The following is an 18,615-nucleotide window of genomic DNA, read 5'->3' on the forward strand; positions in this document are numbered from 1 at the left end:
TCAGGCCGTGGCGCCGGCGCGCAGCATGTGCTTCTGGATCTTGCCGCTGGTGGTCTTGGGCAGCGTATCCACGAAACGGTAGCGGCGCGGCCGTTTGTAGGCCGCCAGCCGGTCGCCCTGCAGCAGGAATGCATCGAGCTGCTCGGCGCTCAGCGGCGTATCGCCGCGCGCCACCACATAGGCACCGACCACCTGGCCCCAGGTCGGGTCGGGCTCGCCAAGTACCGCCACCTCCAGTACATCCGGATGTTCGATCAGCGCGTCTTCCACCTCGCGCGGATAGACGTTCTCGGCGCCGGAATTGATCATGTAGTCGATGCGGTCGCGGATCCAAAGGTAGCCGTCCGCATCCAGGCTGCCCAGGTCGCCGGTGTGGTACCACCCGTGCGCGAGCGCGCGCGCATTGGCGTCGGGGCGGTTCAGGTAGCCCTGCATCATGCAGGGGCCACGCACCAGCACTTCGCCGACTTCGCCCGGCGCGCACGGCTGCAGCGGATCGGTCGGTTCGCCGTCGTCGCGCAGCCTGGCCACCACCAGCTCATGGCCCAGCGCGGGCAGGCCTGCCGAGCCGGCGTGGCTGAGCTGTTCGTGCGGGTAGAGCACCGACATGCACGGGCCCATTTCCGTGGTGCCGTACACCTGCACCAGGCCGGCACCGACCTTGCGGTCCCATTCGCGGATCAGGTGCGGCGCCATCGATGCGCCGCCGTATTCCACCAGCCGCAGTGAAGACAGGCTGCGGCTTTCGGCATCCGGATGGTTGAGCAGCATGCCGACCATGGTCGGGGCGGCGAAGAAATGCGTGACGCGCTCGCTTTCCACCAGTTGCCAGGCTTCACCAGCGTCGAAGCGGCGCTGCAGCACCTGCGTCGCGCCGACCTGCAGGCGGGGCAGGAAGCTGGTGTGCAGCTCGGCGGTATGGTTCAGCGGGGCGACCGACAGGCCCACGTCCTCGCGCGACAGCGTCATGGCCTGGTGCATCATCGCGTTGTGCTGCAGCTTGCTGCGATGGGTGTGCACCACGCCCTTGGGGCGGCCGGTGGTGCCGCTGGTGTACATCAGGATGCAGGGGTCGTCTTCACGGACCGTCACCGCGGGCGGCGTTGGCGGCTGGCCCGCGGCCAGCGTGTCGAGGCGGTGCGTGGCGAAGGCGGGCGCTGCATCGGGGTCGGCATAGATGCGCAGCGCGGTGCCCGGGGCCAGTTCGGCCGCCTTTTCCACCACGCCCGCGCCTTCGTGTTCGAACAGCACCGCCCTGGCGCTGCCGTCGTTCAGGATGTAGGCCAGTTCCTGCGCGGCCAGCCGATAGTTGACCGGGTTGTAGACCGCGCCGATGCGCGCCGTGGCCAGCAGGGTGAAGACGAAGGCGGGGGTGTTGTAGAGGAAGGCCGCCACCACGTCGCCCTTGCCGATTCCCAGCGACAGCAGCGCGTGCGCGTGGCGGTTGACCTCGGCATCGAGCTCCGCATATGTCCACGCCCGTCGCCCGGCACCGATGCCGCTGACCAGCGCGGTCTTGCGCGGCAGGTAGCGCGCGGGCCAGGAGAGGGTGTCGCCAAGGGTGATGCCGCGGGTCAAGGTCGTGCTCCGGTCGTGGTCCGCTGCCGGCCTGCTGGCGTGCGGTTGTTGTCTTGTAAGCCGGACAATATAGAGCGACGGGTGGGGCACATGGAAATAACGTTTTGCTCTTTCCTTATGCCAGCGCGGCGGTAGCCGCTTTGCATGCCGCCGCGATACTGTATATTCATACAGTTCGCGCTGCGCCCCCCTGCCTTGTGTCCGCCGTCCTTCCGCCCCCTCTCTTAACTCCCGCACCAGCCACCACCCCGGCTGAGCCGGCCTATGTGGTGGCTGTGCGTGCGCTGTGCGAGTTCACCGCCAAGGCCGGCGACCTGGACCTGCGCTTTGTGCCGACGCCGTCGGCGCAGGAAGGCGTGGCCGGACATGGCGTCGTGACCGGCCGGCGCGGCGAAGGCTACCAGGCCGAGGTCGCGCTGGCCGCCGATTTCGGTCCCCTGCACGTGCGTGGCCGCGCCGACGGCTACGATCCCGCCGCCAACCGGTTGGAAGAAATCAAGACCGTGCGCGGCGACGCCGCCGTGCCCGACAACCACCGCCACCTGCACTGGGCCCAGGCCAAGGTCTATGGCTGCCTGCTGTGCCGCAAGCTGGGGCTGCCCGGGCTGGAGATCGCGGTGGTCTATTTCGACATCATCAGCCAGCGCGAGCACCCGGTCGTCGAACACTTCACTGCGCAGGCGCTCGAGGCCTTCTTCGCGCAGACCTGCGAGCGCTTCCTGCACTGGGCGCAGGCGGAGCTGGCGCACCGGCAGGCGCGCGATGCCGCGCTGGCGCAGCTGGCCTTTCCGCACCAGGGCTTCCGCCCGGGCCAGCGCGAACTGGCGCAGGCGGTCTACAACGCCAACCGCGCGGGCCGCCACCTGCTGGCGCAGGCGCCCACCGGCATCGGCAAGTCGGTCGGCACGCTGTTCCCGGTGCTCAAGGCCATGCCGGGGCAGGGCATCGACAAGGTGTACTTCCTGTCGGCCCGCTCCACCGGACGCGGGGTGGCGCTGCACGCCGCCAATGCGCTGCGCGGCGAGGGAGCCCAGCCTTTGCGCGTGCTGGAACTGGTGGCCCGCGACAAGGCCTGCGAGCATCCGGAACTGGCCTGCCATGGCGAGTCGTGTCCGCTGGCGCGCGGCTTCTATGACCGCTTGCCGGCCGCGCGCGAAGCGGCGCGCGCCGTGCCGGTACGCGACCGTGCCGCGGTGCGCGCGCTGGCGCTGAAACACGGCATCTGCCCTTACTACCTGGCCCAGGAGCTGGTGCGCTGGAGCGACGTGGTGGTGGCCGACTACAACTATTACTTCGACCGCAGCGCATTGCTGCATGCGCTGACCACGGCCAATGGCTGGCGCGCCAGCGTGCTGGTGGACGAGGCCCACAATCTGGTCGAGCGCGGCCGCGCCATGTACACCGCCGAACTCGACCCCCAATCGCTGCGCGAGGTGCGCCGCGGCGCGCCTGCCGTCGTGCGCAAGCCATTGGCGCGGCTGGCCCGGCAGTGGAGCGCACTGGCGCGCCAGGGTGACGACGCTTATGAAGTGCTGCCCGAAGTGCCCGCCGCCTTCCGCCGCGCGCTGGACGAATGCTGTGCGGCGGCACTGGCGCACATGACCGAGCATCTCGGCGCGCCTGACCCCGCGCTGCAGCGCTTCTACTTTGATGCGCTGCACTTCGGCCGCCTGGCCGAGCAGCTCGACGCGCATTCGCTGTTCGACATCCAGCGCGCGCCGCGCAAGCGCGGTGGCCACCATGCGCGGCTGTGCCTGCGCAATGTCATCCCGGCCCCGTTCCTGCGCCCGCGCTTTGCCGCCGCGCATTCGGTCACGCTGTTCTCCGCGACCCTCGATCCTGCCGCCTATTACCTCGATACGCTGGGATTGCCGCCGGATTGCCCGCGGGTGCAGGTGCCATCGCCGTTCCGCGCCGAGCAACTGTCAGTGCGGATTGCATCGCGCATCTCCACCCGTTATGGGCGGCGCGAACAGTCGCTGCCGGCTGTCGTCGCGCTGATGGCCGGCCAGTTCCGCGCCCGGCGCGGCAACTACCTGGCGTTCTTCAGCAGCCACGAATACCTGCAGCAAGCCGTGGCCCGCTTTGCCCAGTCCCACCCCGACATTCCGCACTGGGTGCAGTCGCGGGGCATGGACGAGGCGTCGCAGGCCGCGTTCCTGGATACGTTTGCCGAGGGCGGCGAGGGCATCGGCTTTGCGGTGCTTGGCGGTGCCTTTGCCGAAGGGGTGGACCTGCCCGGCGAGCGCCTGATCGGCGCCTTCGTTGCCACGCTGGGGCTGCCCCAGTTCAACGCCGTCAACGAGCAGTTCCGGGCGCGCATGCAGGAGGCGTTCGGGCAGGGTTATGCCTATGCCTACCTGTATCCGGGCCTGCGCAAGGTGGTGCAGGCGGCGGGCCGGGTGATCCGCACGCAGCAGGATCAGGGCGTGCTGTACCTGATCGACGACCGTTTTGCCGCGGCCGAGGTGCGCGAGCTGCTGCCGGCATGGTGGGAAGTCGCGCCGGCGGCGTAGAAATTACACTATGGGGTCCCGTTGCGGCAGGCGCTTCCCATGGCTTGCCCGGGCTTGTCGCCTGGAACGAATCTGGCAGGCGAGCCAATACCAAAGTGCCGTCAGGAGAGGACGCGACCCATGCCGATGACTCAACAATACGCAGCCACCGAGCCGACCCGCACCGAAGTGGATGCGCTGCCTGGTGCCACCGTGCTGGAATTCGGCGCGCCGTGGTGTGGCTACTGCCAGCGCGCCCAGCCGGCGTTGGCCGAGGCCTTTGCCGTGCACCCGGCGCTGCGCCATCTCAAGATCGAGGACGGCAGCGGGCGCCGGCTCGGCCGCTCGTTTCACATCAAGCTGTGGCCGACGCTGGTGTTCCTGCGCGACGGGCAGGAGGTGGCGCGGCTGGTGCGCCCGACCGAGTCCGACCCGATCCGGGAGGCGATGCGCCGCATCGCCTGACGCGGCCGCGCGCTGCCTTACTTGGCGAACACCTGGCTCAGGTCGCCAAAGGCCTTGAACTCCAGCGCGTTGCCCGACGGGTCCAGGAAGAACATGGTGGCCTGCTCGCCGACCTGCCCCTTGAAGCGCACATGCGGCTCGATCACGAACCGCGTGCCCGCCGCGCGCAGCCGCTCTGCCAGGGCCTCCCATTCGCCCATTGGCAGGATCGCGCCGAAATGGCGCACAGGCACGTCATCGCCATCCACGGCGCTGGTGGCGCGATGGCCGCACTCCTCGGGCGACAGGTGCGCCACCACCTGGTGGCCATAGAAATTGAAGTCCACCCAGGCCTCGGAACTGCGCCCTTCGGGGCAGCCCAGCAGTTCGCCATAGAAGCGCCGCGCTTCGGCCAGGTCGCGCACGGGAAAAGCGAGGTGGAACAAGGGGATCGAGGATGTCGCGCTCATGCTGGGGCCTTTTTCGGGGAGAGATTGTCTGGGGCTGGCGTTGGCCTGCGCGTTGATTGTAGCCAGCACAACCCGTAATATGAAGCGAATCATTTTTGCCCTGAGCAACAGAGTTTTCGATAAATGATCCGCTACTTCCAGACCTTCCTGGTGGCCGCCGAGACCGGCTCGTTCTCCGCTGCCGCGGCGCGGCTGGCGCTGACGCAGTCGGCCGTCAGCACGCAGATCCGGCGTTTGGAAGAGGACCTGGACTGCGTACTGTTCGACCGCACCGGCAAGTCGGTCGCGCTCAGCGAAGCCGGGCGCAGGCTGGTGCCGGAGGCGCGGCACTTTGTCGAGCTCTATGCCGCGATGAAGAACCGCACCGGCCCGCACGCCGATGCCGCGCCGGTCGAGCTGGGCGCGGTGTCGACGGTCCAGGCCACCTTGCTGGCCGATGCGATGCGGCACTTTCGCGAGCGCTTTCCGGACTCGCACGTCAATGTGGTGCCGGGCATGTCGACCCAACTGCTGACGCAGGTGGATGCGCGCGAGCTGGACATCGCCGTGCTGATCCGGCCAAGGCTGGGGCTGCCGCCGGACCTGAAATGGGTGCCGCTGGTGCGCGAGGGTTTTGTCGGCATCGGCCCCGCCGGCTCGCCGGCGGACTTGCGCGCGCTGCTCGAAGCGCTGCCGTTCATCCGCTACAACCGCCACAGCACCGGCGGGCAGCTGGTGGACCGTTACCTGAAACGGCAACGGCTATGGGTCAGGGAAGGGATGGAGCTGGACGAGCCGGCGGTGATCCTGCAGATGGTGCAGGCGGGCCTTGGCTGCGCCATCATCCCGGCAGAGCTGGTGCCGCTGCGGCAGGCAGCCGGCGTGGCGCAGGTGCCGCTGCCGGGCGGACCGCTCTATCGCGACGTGGGCGTGCTGGTGCGCGAATCGGCCCTGCGCCGCGAGCCGGTCGCGGCGCTGATCGAAGCCTTTGTCGCCGCCAGCGCGCGCTGGCAGCCTGCGCTGGCTTAGGGCCGCGCCGTCAGCGGCCGCCGGGCAGCACCATCGTCACCAGCACCGAGGCATCGGAGATAGCGGTGACGTCATAGCGCACGCTCGGGCCCAGGTAGAGCAGGTCGCCCTGTTGCAGCTGGCGCTCGGCGCCGTCCACGCGCACGCGCACCTCGCCCTCCAGGCATTGCACGGTCATCGGGCCATCCACCGCATGCGGCGGCACGTGCTTGCCGGCTTTCAGCACCAGCCGCATCACCTCCAGCGGGCCTTCCTTGAACAGGGCCTGGGTGGCGGTCTGGTCCAGCCGTGTGCCCAATGGCAATACGCTGGCGATCTGTCCGGATGCAAGGTGGGGAAGGGACATGCGCGGCTCCTCGCTCTTCTGGTGGGGTGGCTTGTCAGGCGCGGCCGGCGCCTGGCGGCGGCACGCCTTCCCAATCTAGCACCGGAGCGCGCGTGTCAGTAGTGCTCAGCGTGATGTAGCCGGCGAAGCGGCCGACGCGGCAACGGCCGTTTGTGCGCAAGGCGTGGCATTGCGGGCTTGTGCGGTCCTTGCATCGGCCCGCGCAGCGGCGCGGCCGCGCTCGATTACAGCCCAGTCAGGACCGGCGGCAGCGGGAAAAGACGCGGCCAGGGCACCAAGGCCGAGCAGCGCGAACAGGATGGTTTTCATGAGGGAGGTTGTCTTCAGGAGGAGTGGCAGAGAAGACGGGGCCTTGCGCCCCGTCGTCACGCCACGGTGGCAGCCGTGGCGCGAGCAGGCGCTGATCAGGCAGCGGCCGAAACGCCCGAGCCGCTATGGGCCGGCGGTGCCGACACGCCGCTGCGGTCCAGGCCCGCCACGTCCATGCCGGCGGCAGCGCTGTTGGCGCCGTCGGTGAACGGGTCGCGCCGGTCGTTGATGCGGGCGCCATCGGTGCAGGGGTCGCGCTTGCCGTTGACGTGCGCGCCTTCGGTGAACGGATCGCGCTTGCCGTTGTGCAGGTTGTAGCCGTAGCGGTCGGCGTCGATGCCGTGGTCGTTCAGGCCCTGGGCCATGGCAGGGCTTGCCAGTGCGGCGGCACCGAGTGCAGCGATCGAAAGGGTCGTGGCAAGGAGGGCTTTGAGAGCGTTTTTATGCATGTCTGCTGTTTTTAAGTAGGTGGACGGCATGGCCCGCGAGGGGCCGCGCGGGGTTGGCGGATCTGCCTCCCGCGCCGTCCGGGTTCGCCTTTTGGGCGGTGCCGTCGCGTGGGAAGCGCGCGGTACGGAACGAAGTTTAGTCACGCTGATGCATTCATGTGATGATTTAAACGGCGAAAAATCAGTCGTTTTTTTCATCGGATGATGCCTTGGCGGCGGTCACCGTGCGGCCCGCCTGCCAACCCCCGCCGAGCGCCAGGAACAGGTCGACCTGGCGTGCTGCGACATGGCCTTCGGACGCGGCCAGCGCGGCCTCCGCATCGGCCAGCGTGCGCTCGGCATCGAGGTGCGCCAGGTAGGGGATGCGCCCCGCCTGCTGCAAGCGGCGCTGTAGCCGGGCGGCTTCGGCGGCCTGGTCGCGCGCCGCATGCAGGGCTTCATGCCGTTCCAGTTCGCGCGTATAGGCGGACAGCGCCGTTTCCGTTTCCTGCAGCGCGCGCAGCACCGCGCCGTCAAAGCGCGCCAGCGCGGCGTCGGCCGCGGCCTCATGCCCGTGGATGCGATGGCGCACGCCGTTGGTCGGCAGCGACCAGCTCAGCAGCGGCCCCACGCTCCAGCGCGCCGTCGGGCCGCTGCCAAGGTCGCTCAGCAAGCCGGTCAGCCCGGCGCTGGCGCCGATGCGGATCGATGGATACAGGTCCGCCGTGGCCACGCCGATGCGCGCGGTGGCCGCGGCCAGTTCGCGTTCCGCCTGGCGGATATCGGGCCGGCGCCTGAGCAGCGCGGCGCCATCGCCGACCGGCAGCGGCGCTCGCAGCGTCGGTTCCGCATGGCAGGCCACCTCGGCCTCTGGCAGCGCTGCGGGCGGCTTGCCCAGCAGCAGGGCCAGCCGGTGGCGCGCGGCGGTGCGGGCGGCTTCCAGCGTGGGCAAGGCAGCGCGCAGTGCTTCCGTGCGGGCGCGCTCGCGCGCCACGTCGGCGGGCTCGCCGCGGCCGGCGGCGACCAGGCGGCGGGTGGCGTCCAGCGTGCGTTGCTGTACGGCGAGCTGCTCCGTGGCAGCGTGCAGGTCATGCGTGGCCGCGCAACCCTGCACGTAGGCACGCACGGTCTGCGCGGCCACGGTCACGCGCACCATGTCCAGCGTGGCCTCGCTGGCTTCGGCGCCGGCCAGCGCGGCCTCATCGGCCCGCGCCAGCTTGCCGAAGAAGTCGATCAGGTAGGACACGCCGAAACCGAAGTCGCCCAGGTTGAATACCGGCGGCTGGGCGGTCTGCAGGAAGCTCTCGCCCGACAGCTGCGCGCGCGATACGCTGGCGCTGGCGCCGCCCTGGGGCAGGTTCTCTGACTCCACCTCGTGCAGCAGCGCCACCGCGCGACGCAGGTTGGCGCTGGCGGCGCGGATGCCGGTGTTGGCGGCCAGCGCCTGTTCGACCAACCGGTTGAGGCGGTCGTCGTCATAGAGCCGCCACCAGTCGTCCGGCACGGGCGCGATCGCCACGCCGTGCGCCGCGGCTCCCTGCAGCGGGCCATTTGCCGCTGGCGCGCGCACCGCCGCATGATCGGGCACCCGATAGTCCGGGCCCACGGTGGTGCAGGCGCACAGGCACGCCGCGGCGCACGCCAGCCAGAGATGGTGCCGCCTCACGATCGCGGCTCCGCGCGGCGGCCGGCGTTATCGTCACGGCTGGGTTCGCGTACCGCCACCGTCGCGGTGCGGCCAGAGACCAGCCGTACATCCGCGGGCACGTCTTCCAGCATGATGCGCACCGGCACGCGCTGTGCCAGCCGCACCCAGTTGAAGGTCGGATTGACGTTGGGCAGCAGGTTGGAGCCCGCGCTGCGGTCGCGGTCCTCGATGCCGGCGGCGATGCTTTGCACATGCCCGCGCAGGTGCTGGGGCTCGCCCATGATATGCACGTCCACCGGGCTGCCGATGCGGATCCGGTGCAGCTTGGTTTCCTCGAAATAGCCTTCGACGTGGAAGGAGCCGGCATCGACCATCGACAGCACCGGGCGGCCGGTGGAGACATAGTCGCCCAGGCGCGGCAGCCGGTCGTTGAGGTAGCCCGCCACCGGGCTGCGCACGCTGGTGCGCTCCAGGTTCAGCCGGGCCAGCCGCACCGCGGCCTCGGCTTGCGCCAGTGCGGCTTCGCCTTGCTCCACGCGGGCGCGTCCTTGTTCCGCAACTTCCGTGGCGACCAGGCCGTCGAGGTTGCGGTTGCGTGCGGCCTCGCGCCGCGCCTGTGCCAGCGCCGCGCGCTGGGTCGCCAGCGTGGCCAGCGCCTGCTGCAGGGCCAGCGCGTAGCGGTCGCGATCGATCTCGAACAGGACTTCGCCTTGCTGCACGTGCTGGTTGTCGCGCGCCAGCACGCGCGTGACCAGGCCTGAGACGTCGGGCGCCACCTGGACGATGTCGGCGCGCACATGGCCGTCGCGGGTCCATGGCGCGGCCGTGTAGTAGTCCCACAGGTGGCGCAGCACCAGCAGGGCGGCGATGGCGGCCAGCAGCGTCGGCAGCAAGGGAAGCAGGGGGCGGAGTCGGAGGGTCATGAAGGCAGTCCCGGCACCGCGACAAAAACTGCGGCCACGGCGCCCAGGACGATCACATAGAGGGAAAGGTTGAACAGCGAGCGGTGCCAGATATGGCGGTAGCAGCCCAGCGCCGCCAGCACCATGCGGATCGCGGTGGCGACGGCGAAGGCCAGCACCATCAGCACCAGCACGCCTGGCACGAAGACGCCATAGAGGTCGATTTCACTAAGCATGGGGCGACGGCACGAAACGTGGGAGATCAGCGGGACGGGGCAACGGCGATGCCGGGCAGCAGCGTGACCTGCAGCACCACCAGCGCGCCGAGCGTGCCGCGATGGTCGGCGCGGCCAGTGGCCGAATGTACGGAATGCGCGGCCACGCCGGCGATGGCCTCGGCCACCGCGGCGGCCAGTCCCGCCGGCGCCGGCACGGCATGGCCCGCGCGCAGCCGCGCCCGGAAATGCCGGGCCACCGCGGCCAGCACGCGGCGCACGGGCTTGCGCGCCGGCGTCGGCAAGGCCGGCAGCGCCTTCTGCAACGCCAGCGCGCAGTAGCCGACCTGCAGCGCATGGAAGCCGTCTGAGGACAAGGGATCGCCGGCGGCGCCCAGGCGCGGCACCAGCTGGCCTAGTCGATCCAGCATGCGCGCGCCGAGCCGCGCATCGCCATCGGCCGCGCGCAGCGTGGCCGCCTGCGCCAGGTCCTGCCAGCTCGCGCGCACCAGCCGGTGGGCCGCGGCGCGCGCACCGAACGGGCGCACCGCCACCGACCACAGCGGCGCGAACAGCATCGCCGCCGCGCTGGCCAGGCAGGTATTGAAGGTGCCGAGAAAGTCCACGTCGAACACCGTCTGGACGTTGGCGAACGACGCCGTGTTGACCGACAGCAGCATCGCGATCAACTGGAAGCCCGGGCGCGCGATCAGCAGGCCGATGCCGAGATAGGGCAGCGCCAGCATCGCGGCCAGCGCTTCAAAGGTGTGCGCCTGCGGCACCACCACGAACAGGTAGCCCGACGACACCAGCAGGCAGACCGTGCTCCAGCGCAGGAAGGCGCCGGCCATGCGGCGCGGCTCGTCGATGGCGGCGAAGAAGCAGCAGGCGATCGATGCCACCGCGACCGCGCCGGCACCTTCCTCCCAGCCCGAGAAAATCCACAGCAGCCCCGCGCAGAACACCGCCAGGCCGCTGGACACGGCGCCGAACAGCAGCATGCCGTGGTCATGGTGATGGCCGGCAGCCTCCGGCGCCGGATCGCCGCGCAGCAGCGGCGCGCCGGCGCTGCGGTCGCCGATGCCTTGCTGCAGGGCCCGGCATTCGGCGTACAGGGTGCACAGGCGCTGCAGCTGGTCCGCCGCGGTGGCGGCGAGGCCGGCATGCCAGTCGGCCGCGCCGGCGCGGGGATCGGCAAGCCAGCCGCCCATGGTCGCGGGACCTGGCGTGGCAGCATCGGCGCCGAGCCAGGCTGTCGTTGCCGCCAGCGCCTCGCGCAGGTTTGGCGGGATGCCGCCGGGATGGCTGCGCAGCGCCTGCAGCACGCTTTCCAGCGACGACAGCAGTGGCATCAGCATGGTCATGCGCTGGCGCAGCGCGCGGGCGTGGCGCAGGGTGTGGCTGCCCTCGGTGTCATAGGCCAGCTGGCTGATCAGCTGGTCCAGCGCCAGGATGTCGGCGGCGAGCCGGTGGCGGCTGTCGTCGGCACGCGGGCTGCCGGCGAGGATGTCGGAAGCCCAGGCCGCCGCGTCGGCCAGCCAGGTGGCCGCGCGGGCCCGCAATGCCGGCGCGACCTTGGCCGGAAACACCACCGAGCCCACCAGCCCGGCGCAGACGATGCCGATCACGATCTCCTCGATGCGCGCCACGGCAATATCGAAGATCTGCGCCGGCTGGCTGACTGCCGGCAACGCCACGATCGGCAGGGTGTAGGCCGCCAGCAGGCAGATATAGCTGCGCGGCGTGCGCTGCAGCAGCGACAGGTACACCAGCACGGTGATCCACAGCGCGATCGCGCCCATCAGCACGATCGGCATATTGACCAGCTGCGGCACCGTGGCCACTGCGGCGGTGGCGCCCAGCACCGTGCCGGCCACGCGGTAAGCGGCCTTGGACCGGGTCGCGCCGGTCAGGGGATGGGAGACAAAGTACACCGTCGCCATGGCCCAGTAAGGCCGCGGCAGGCCCAGCGCCAGCGCGATATAGAGCGCGAGCATCGCGGCGGCGAATGCCTTCAGCGAAAACAGCCACTGTCGTGCATTCGGCCAGCTAGCCATGGAAGCGGGGTCTTAAGGAGAAGTTGGGGGCGCACACCGCCGCCTGCCGCTTCACGCTTCATAGGGGGCGCAGTTGGGCAGGGGCAATGCGTGGAAACGAAGTGTAGCCAAACCTTTTGCATTCCATTCATGATTTAATATTGGCCTGACCATTCCCTTTGTTCATGGATGGCGAAGGCCCGGCTGCAGGCGGGTGCACTCGCCGTCTCTCAGTACCATGCCCATCGATATCCGCGCGCTGCGCTATTTCGTCGAGACTGCCCGGTTGCGCAGCTTTACCCAGGCCGCGACCTCGCTGTTCGTCACCCAGTCGACCATCAGCAAGATGGTCAGGCAGCTCGAGGATGAGGTCGGCCAGCCGCTGCTGATCCGTGAAGGCAAGAGCGTGCGACTGACCGACGTGGGCCGCGTGGTGTACGAGCGCGGGCAGGAGGCGCTGGGCGTGGTGCACCGGCTGACGCTGGAGGTATCCGACCTGTCCTCGCTGGGGCGGGGGCAACTGACGGTCGGCATCCCGCCGATGGTCAACCTGTTCTTCTCGCCGGCGGTCAGCGCGTTCCGGCAGCGCTATCCCAACCTGTTGCTGACGCTGGACGAGCACGGCGGCCAGGTGGTGGAGCAACTGGTGGCCGGCGGCGAGCTGGAGGTCGGCGCCACTGTGCTGCCGGGAGACAGCGGGCTGGCGCTGGAAACGCGCCAGTTCGGCCGCTACCCGATCTGGGCCGTGGGGCCGCGCAAGGCTGCCTGGGCGCGCGGGCGCACCGTGACCCTGGCAGCGCTGCGCGAGGAGCCGCTGGTGATGCTGACCGAGGACTTCTCACTGACGCGCAAGCTGAGCCAGGCCTTCCTGGAAGCCCGCATCGAGCCGCGCGTGGTGGCGCGCAGCGGGCACTGGGATTTCCTGGCGTCGATGGCGGCGGCGGGGCTGGGCACCACTTTCCTGCCCCAGCCGCTGGCCGAGCGCCTGCAGGGCCAGGACACGCTGGCCATGGCGCGGCTTACGGAACCGGCAATGGACTGGACCATGGCCCACATCTGGTCGCCGGGGCGCTACCTGTCGCACGCGGCACGGGCGTGGCTGGCGGTCTGCGAAGAAGTGCTGGGAGGCGGGGTGCAGGGAGGCGGGCAGGGAGCCTGAGCTGGCGCGACGGCCGGCCTCACTTCCTCAGGCACTGGTCCGGGGGGATATCCAGCAGGACCAGCTGCTTCTGCCCTGCCACATAGTGATAGCGCAGCCGGACCCCCAGCTTGCCGAGTACCGGCACATCCGGGTTGCGGCAGATGCCGCGCTCCAGGATCGGCTTGGCCGAGGCCATGAACTCGCGGGTATCGTCGCGCGTGGCATCCACGCCCGAGACCTTCAGGTGGAATTCGACGATCTTGCCCGGCCGCGTCACGCAGCCGTCAAAGCGCGTGGTGTCGTCCAGGTCGACCGGGCCGGCGCGCATCAGCTCCTGGCAGGCCAGGCGCAGTTCGCGGTCGACATCGCCAGCGGTCAGGCGGGTCACGCCGTTCATGCCGGTGGGCTTGCCGCGCACCGTGCCCAGCAGCAGCGTGGCCAGCCCGGACAACTGCGGGGACCGTGCAGGCGGCGCAGCCAGGGTGGCGGAAATGGCAAGTGGCCCGGCCAGCAGGGACAAGCCCAGGCATACGGCGGCGTTGCGCAAGGGACGGAAATTGGTGACAGCAGGGGCAGGGGGCATGACGCAACGGGAACAGGATTGCCTGGGGTTTGCGCTGCTACTTTAGCCTTGGCGCCATGCCGCCGTTGTCAGGCGTTGTCCTACGGCGCAACGGTGGCTTGCCCGCCGGCCGCGGCATGCCTGCGAACGTCAACGCCACCGCCTGACGGCGCGGGCGCTCAGAGCTCCAGCACCAGCCGGCCGCCGCCGCAGGCGCGCGAGCAGCAGGCCATCATGCGCTGGTTGGCCTCGCGCTCGCTGCGCGTGAGCACCACGTCGCGGTGGTCGACCTGGCCGGCCAGCACGCGCACCTCGCAGGAGCCGCACAGGCCTTCCTCGCAATCGCTCTGCACGTCGATATTGGCGCCGCGCAGCGCGCTCAGCAGAGTCTGGCCGGCCGGCACTTCCATCACCAGGCCGGAGTCCTTCAGTTCGACGGTAAAAGGCTGTTCCTTCGACGCATCCAGCGTGCCCAGCTTCGATACGAAGTGCTCGACGCGCAGCGCGTCTTCCGGCCACGCCGCGCAGCAGTCGGCCAGCGCATCCAGCATGCGCTGCGGGCCGCAGGCGTAGATCTGGGTGCGCGGGTCCGGCAGCGCCAGCAGCTTGCCGAAGTCGGCGCGCTGGCCTTCGTCGCTGGCATGGACGTGCAGCCGTGCACCGTGCAGGGCCTGCAGCTCGTCCAGCATCGCCATGGCTTGCCGCGAACGCCCGCAGTAGTGGAATTCGTAGTCGATGCCAAGCGCGCGGGCGCGCCGCGCCATCGCGCTGACTGGCGTGATGCCGATGCCGCCGGCGATAAAGATGGCGCGCCCGCAGCCTTCATCGAAGCGGAAGTGATTGCGCGGCCCGCGGATGCGCACGCGGTCGCCGGCCTTGACGCTGCCATGTACCCACGCCGAGCCGCCGCGGCTGTCGGGGTCGCGCAGCACGGCGATCTCCAGCGCGCCGGCATCGTCCGGATCGCCGCACAGCGAATACTGGCGCGACAGCCCGGTATCGCCGCATTCCACGTCGATATGCGAGCCCGGCGCCCAGCGCGGCAGCGGCTTGCCGTCCGGCGCCGCCAGCCGCAGCCGCACCACGCCGTCGGCGGCGGGCGTGACGCGCTCGACCACCACCGTGCGGGCGATGGTGTGGGCGGACGGCTCGCCGATGCGCACCGGCTGGTGCACCCCGAGCACGGCCGGGTCGCGGCGCTCGGGATTCTGCGCCGGGTCCCATTCCACCAGCAGATGCTCGGGACCGCGGAACGAGGTGTTGGGCACGTAGGTAAAGGTCTGCCCGGCCAGGCGCATATGGGGCAGCCGGCGCGTCAGTTCTTCCAGGAAGACCTGCATCTCCATGCGCGCCAGGTTCTTGCCCATGCACTGGTGCGAGCCGTAGCCAAAGGTGAGTTGTTCGCTGGCGTTGTCGCGGCGGATGTCGAACAGGTCGGCATCGGCGAAATGGCGCTCGTCATGATTGGCGGACGACGTGACGATCAGCAGCTTGCTGCCCGCCGGCAGGCGGATGCCGCCGACATCGGCGTCGCGCGTCACCAGCCGCCGCCATGCGGCGACGGAGCCGTTGTGGCGCAGGCATTCTTCCACCGCATTGGGGATCAGCGACGGGTCTTCGCAGATCTCGCGCCACGCATCCGGATGCTGCAGCAGCAGCTTGATGGCGTTGGCCGAGGCATTGGCGGTGGTCTCGTGCGCAGCCACGATGCCTGCCATCATCATCGAATGCAGGTAGGAGTCGGTGACCACCTCGGGCAGGTCTTTCTGCTTGCGCAGGCCGTACTGCATCCAGCCCGGGCCGGACGGGTCCTCGCGCATCTTGTCGAGGATGCGACCGGCAAGCTGCCAGAAATTGCCAACCGCATGCGCCACCGCCACCTGTTCCTCCGGCTTCGGCCTGCCCCAGGTGTTGACCGTATGGGCGATCGAGTACTGGCGCAGCAGGTCCATGTCCTCTTCGGGCACGCCCAGGAAATGCAGGGCCACGGTCAGCGGCACTTCCCACAGCATCTGGTCGACCAGGTCGGCGCGGCCATCGTCGATAAAGCGGTCGACGTACTCGCGCGCGAGGCGCCGCACCAGGGGCTCATGGTGTGCCAGCTCCGCGGGCGTGAAGGGCGCCATCAGCGCACGCCGGCGCGGCATATGGGCGGGCTCGTCCTCGTTGACCAGCGTGCGGTTCATGGCATAGCCGTAGGAGGCCAGCACGGCATTGGCCTCGTCGCCGGTGGGCGTGATCTTCTCCAGCGCGATCGACGGGCTGAAGGTGAGGTTGTCGCGGAAGATCGCCTTGATGTCGTCGTAGCGCGTGACCACCCAGTAGCCCAGCTTCGGGCTGTAGAACACCGGTTCCTGCTCGCGCGACCAGCGCACGTATTCGGGCGGGTCCTGCTGGTAGCCGTCGCCGAAGGGGTCGAACTCTGCCGCATTGTGGCTGACCGGGCAGCCGTTGGGGGCGGTGAAGGCGCTGTGGTCGATGGGGCAGCCGCCGCGGGCGGCGTTGGGGGAGGGGGTGGCCATACTGCGTACTCCTGGCTGAAACACTGCCGTCCGGGCGATGCCGGACGGGCTTGGGTCATGCGCTTGCCGGAACTCAGTTGTCCAGCGTGATCTTCAGGTCACGGATCAGCTTGGTCCAGCGGGTGGACTCGCTGCGCAGCAGCTCGCTGAACTGCGCCGGCGTGTTGCCCACCGGCTCCACGCCGAAGTCCACCAGCCGCTTGTTGACTGCGGGCTCACGGATTGCCGCGACCACGTCCTTGTTCAGCGTGTTAATGACCTCCGGCGGCGTGCCGGCCGGCACCACCATGCCCACCAGCGCGGCGGCTTCCACGCGCGGGTAGCCCAGTTCGGCAAAGGTCGGCACGTCAGGCAGCTGCGGCAGGCGGGTGGCGTTGGCCACGGCCAGCGCGCGCACCTTGCCGCCCTTGATAAAGCCCGCACCGGCGGCGTAGTCGACCATCATTGCCGCGACCTGCCCGGCGGCCACGTCCGACAGCGCCGGCGCGGCACCGCGGTACGGGGCATGCGTCATCGACAGGCCGGCTTCCACCTTCAGCAACTCCATCGCCAGGTGGTGCGGGCTGCCCGCGCCGGCGGAGCCGTAGTTGATGCCGCCCTGGGTGGCCTTGGTCTGGGCGATGAACTCTTTGGCGCTCTTGACCGGGCTGGCCGCGCCCACCACCAGGATCATGGGGAAGCGGCCCAGCAGCGTCACGGGAGCCAGGTCCTTGCCCGGGTTGTAGGAAAGCGATTTGTACAGCACGGGGTTGAACACCATCGTGCCGTTATCGGCTGACAGCACGGTATAGCCGTCGGCGGCCGAGCGCGCCGTCTCAGCCGCGCCGATGGCGGTATTGCCGCCCGGCTTGTTGTCCACCACCACAGGCTGCCCGACCTTGGCCGACAGGCCCTGGCCGATCGTGCGCGCCAGGAAGTCCGAGCCACCGCCGGCGGCGTAGGGGACGATCCAGCGGATCGGCTTGGCGGGGTAGGTGTCGGCAGCGTGCGCCGGGATCGCGGCCAGCATCGGCAAGGCCAGGGCGCCGGTGGCCAGGCGCCTGAGGATGGGGTGGGGCATGGGGCTTGTCTCCTTGTTGGTCAGCCCGGTGTTGCGCACCGGTGTTTCTGTTTTGCGTAAATCATATACGCATTGCGTAATGATTGAATGCGGGTTAACCTTGAACTGACCCGTTGCCTGGATCTGTCCCCCATGCCCCGACCGAAAGCTACCCAACCTCCCGGCGAATCCGCCGACGCGCCGCGCACGCGCGAACGCCGCCAGCGCGTGCAATCGGCGGTCACCGGCATGGCCGTGCTCAAGGGGCTGGCACGGCTGGGCGGGCGCGCCAGCCTGACCGCGCTGGCCGCGCACATCGACGAAAGCCCGGCCAAGGTGCACCGCTACCTGGTGAGCCTGATGGAAGAGGGGTTTGTGGCGCAGGAGGTGGGCACGCAGCAGTACCACCTGGGCTTCGAGGCGCTGCAGATAGGCATGGCGGCGATGCGCCAGGCCGACCCGATCCGGCTCGCCGAGGCGTCACTGGTGCGCCTGCGCGAAGCGCTGGAGGTGACCTGTTTTGTCGCGGTGATGGGCAACAAGGGGCCGACCATCATGCGCTTTGAGGAACCGGGTTTGCCGGTGACGGTGAACGTGCGGGCGGGCTCGGTGATGCCGCTGCTGTGGTCGGCCACCGGGCGCGTGTTCCTGGGGCTGCTTGATGAGAAGCGCGTGCACGCGCAGGCCGCGGAAGAACTGGCCGCGGCCAGCCCGGCGCGGCTGGCGTCGCTCGATGCCAGCGACCCCATCGGCACGCTGCGCCGCACGGTGCAGGCCAACGACTGCGCCTGGGTGCGCGACACCAACCTGACCGGCATCAGCGCGGTGGCGGCGCCGGTGCGCGACTACACCGGGCGCGTCTGCGCGGTGCTGACGGCGCTGGGCGCCACCGGCGGCTTCGATCCTGCCATCGACGGGCCCATCGGCAGCGCCGTGCGGCACGAGGCGCGCGCGGTCAGCGCGGCGCTGGGGTTCAACCCAGGGATCTGATCCGAAGCCTCAGTGGTTCAGAACCGCGCAATTGATGTCCTTCCGGGGCCTGGCTGACACGCGCACCATGGCGCCAGAGAAGAGGATAATTCAGTAAGCTACGATCTTCGCCGGCAGTAGGAGAAAAGATGGATCTCCAAGGCTTCACGTACTTCAGAGACCACTGGTATGAAGCGTCCGCAACATCTCCAGATGAGTCCGGACCATGGCAAGGCGAGGTGACGATCTGCACGAAAGCGGCAGATGGAAAGCCGCTGAAAATCTTCGATCGTTATCCTGTCCCTGGCAGTTTCTTCAGCGAAGGGGAGGCGTGGCAGCACGCTTCCGATTGGGCTAAGAAGCTGATTGACGAGCGTTGTGGCTAGACAAAATGTATTGACCTGCCGCACCTCAAGCGACGTGGATTAGGCTTGAGGTGTGTTGAACCAGCGGCCCAGAGCCACAATTGAGGGGGCAGGTCATGAACAAGTTTAGCAAGTACG

At 69.3% G+C, this 18,615-nt stretch carries 17 protein-coding genes; 6 read left to right on the forward strand and 11 right to left on the reverse strand.

From position 1 onward, the window contains the following. On the reverse strand, nt 1-1,578 hold the full coding sequence (locus tag DN412_RS10020) for a fatty acid--CoA ligase (RefSeq protein ID WP_115014446.1): 1,578 nt from the start codon (nt 1,576-1,578) through the stop codon (nt 1-3). A 266-nt stretch (nt 1,579-1,844) separates the two neighbouring features. Between DN412_RS10020 and DN412_RS10025 the strand changes: the two genes are divergently transcribed. Both DN412_RS10025 and DN412_RS10030 read left to right on the forward strand, forming a co-directional pair. Then, nucleotides 1,845-4,094, forward strand: coding sequence for an ATP-dependent DNA helicase (locus tag DN412_RS10025; RefSeq protein ID WP_115014448.1), 2,250 nt, complete (start codon nt 1,845-1,847; stop codon nt 4,092-4,094). Nucleotides 4,095-4,214: 120 nt separating this feature from the next. Further along, nucleotides 4,215-4,538, forward strand: coding sequence for a thioredoxin family protein (locus DN412_RS10030; protein WP_013952898.1), 324 nt, complete (start codon nt 4,215-4,217; stop codon nt 4,536-4,538). A 17-nt stretch (nt 4,539-4,555) separates the two neighbouring features. Here the strand turns inward: DN412_RS10030 and DN412_RS10035 are convergent, their stop codons facing one another. After that, complete coding sequence (locus DN412_RS10035; protein ID WP_115014451.1) at nt 4,556-4,987, reverse strand: VOC family protein; 432 nt, start codon at nt 4,985-4,987, stop codon at nt 4,556-4,558. Nucleotides 4,988-5,110: 123 nt separating this feature from the next. Here DN412_RS10035 and DN412_RS10040 point away from each other — a divergent pair, with 123 nt between their 5' ends. Further along, a complete protein-coding gene (locus DN412_RS10040; protein ID WP_115014453.1) occupies nt 5,111-5,995 on the forward strand; it encodes a LysR family transcriptional regulator in 885 nt (294 codons plus the stop codon). A 10-nt stretch (nt 5,996-6,005) separates the two neighbouring features. Here DN412_RS10040 and DN412_RS10045 read toward each other — a convergent pair whose 3' ends face one another. The 6 genes from DN412_RS10045 to DN412_RS10075 form a co-directional block, all read right to left on the reverse strand. Beyond that, nucleotides 6,006-6,341, reverse strand: coding sequence for a cupin domain-containing protein (locus DN412_RS10045; RefSeq protein WP_115014455.1), 336 nt, complete (start codon nt 6,339-6,341; stop codon nt 6,006-6,008). Nucleotides 6,342-6,745: 404 nt separating this feature from the next. Then, nucleotides 6,746-7,099: a hypothetical protein gene (locus DN412_RS10055; RefSeq protein WP_167471079.1), complete on the reverse strand. Its 354-nt coding sequence runs from the start codon at nt 7,097-7,099 to the stop codon at nt 6,746-6,748. 181 nt (nt 7,100-7,280) lie between these two features. Further along, the gene (locus DN412_RS10060; RefSeq protein WP_115014461.1) at nt 7,281-8,744 is read right to left on the reverse strand and encodes an efflux transporter outer membrane subunit; all 1,464 of its coding nucleotides are present in this window, start codon (nt 8,742-8,744) and stop codon (nt 7,281-7,283) included. After that, nucleotides 8,741-9,649 (reverse strand): efflux RND transporter periplasmic adaptor subunit, encoded by a 909-nt coding sequence (locus DN412_RS10065; RefSeq protein ID WP_115014464.1) that lies wholly within the window; start codon nt 9,647-9,649, stop codon nt 8,741-8,743. The genes DN412_RS10060 and DN412_RS10065 overlap by 4 nt, the downstream gene beginning before the upstream one ends. Beyond that, nucleotides 9,646-9,864, reverse strand: coding sequence for a DUF1656 domain-containing protein (locus DN412_RS10070; protein WP_115014466.1), 219 nt, complete (start codon nt 9,862-9,864; stop codon nt 9,646-9,648). The genes DN412_RS10065 and DN412_RS10070 overlap by 4 nt, the downstream gene beginning before the upstream one ends. 26 nt (nt 9,865-9,890) lie before the next feature. Further along, nucleotides 9,891-11,900: an FUSC family protein gene (locus DN412_RS10075; RefSeq protein WP_115014468.1), complete on the reverse strand. Its 2,010-nt coding sequence runs from the start codon at nt 11,898-11,900 to the stop codon at nt 9,891-9,893. A gap of 217 nt (nt 11,901-12,117) precedes the next feature. Between DN412_RS10075 and DN412_RS10080 the strand changes: the two genes are divergently transcribed. Further along, the gene (locus DN412_RS10080; protein ID WP_115014470.1) at nt 12,118-13,038 is read left to right on the forward strand and encodes a LysR family transcriptional regulator; all 921 of its coding nucleotides are present in this window, start codon (nt 12,118-12,120) and stop codon (nt 13,036-13,038) included. A 19-nt stretch (nt 13,039-13,057) separates the two neighbouring features. On the opposite strand, the gene DN412_RS10085 is transcribed toward DN412_RS10080, so the two are convergent. From DN412_RS10085 to DN412_RS10095, 3 genes are all read right to left on the reverse strand, one after another. Continuing rightward, nucleotides 13,058-13,603 carry a hypothetical protein gene (locus tag DN412_RS10085; protein WP_115014472.1) on the reverse strand — a complete coding sequence of 182 codons (546 nt, stop codon included), beginning with the start codon at nt 13,601-13,603 and terminating at the stop codon, nt 13,058-13,060. A gap of 158 nt (nt 13,604-13,761) precedes the next feature. Further along, on the reverse strand, nt 13,762-16,104 hold the full coding sequence (locus DN412_RS10090) for a cytochrome P450/oxidoreductase (protein ID WP_115014474.1): 2,343 nt from the start codon (nt 16,102-16,104) through the stop codon (nt 13,762-13,764). 73 nt (nt 16,105-16,177) lie between these two features. After that, complete coding sequence (locus DN412_RS10095) at nt 16,178-17,164, reverse strand: Bug family tripartite tricarboxylate transporter substrate binding protein (protein WP_115014476.1); 987 nt, start codon at nt 17,162-17,164, stop codon at nt 16,178-16,180. 132 nt (nt 17,165-17,296) lie between these two features. On the opposite strand from DN412_RS10095, the gene DN412_RS10100 reads away from it, so the two are divergent. Beyond that, entirely contained in the window at nt 17,297-18,133 is an 837-nt protein-coding gene (locus tag DN412_RS10100) for an IclR family transcriptional regulator (RefSeq protein ID WP_115014478.1), read from the forward strand. Between the two features lie 128 nt (nt 18,134-18,261). Continuing rightward, nucleotides 18,262-18,498 (forward strand): hypothetical protein, encoded by a 237-nt coding sequence (locus DN412_RS10105; protein WP_078200064.1) that lies wholly within the window; start codon nt 18,262-18,264, stop codon nt 18,496-18,498. Nucleotides 18,499-18,615 lie beyond the last annotated feature (117 nt).

The organism is Cupriavidus lacunae, assembly GCF_003353055.1.
GTDB lineage: Bacteria > Pseudomonadota > Gammaproteobacteria > Burkholderiales > Burkholderiaceae > Cupriavidus > Cupriavidus lacunae.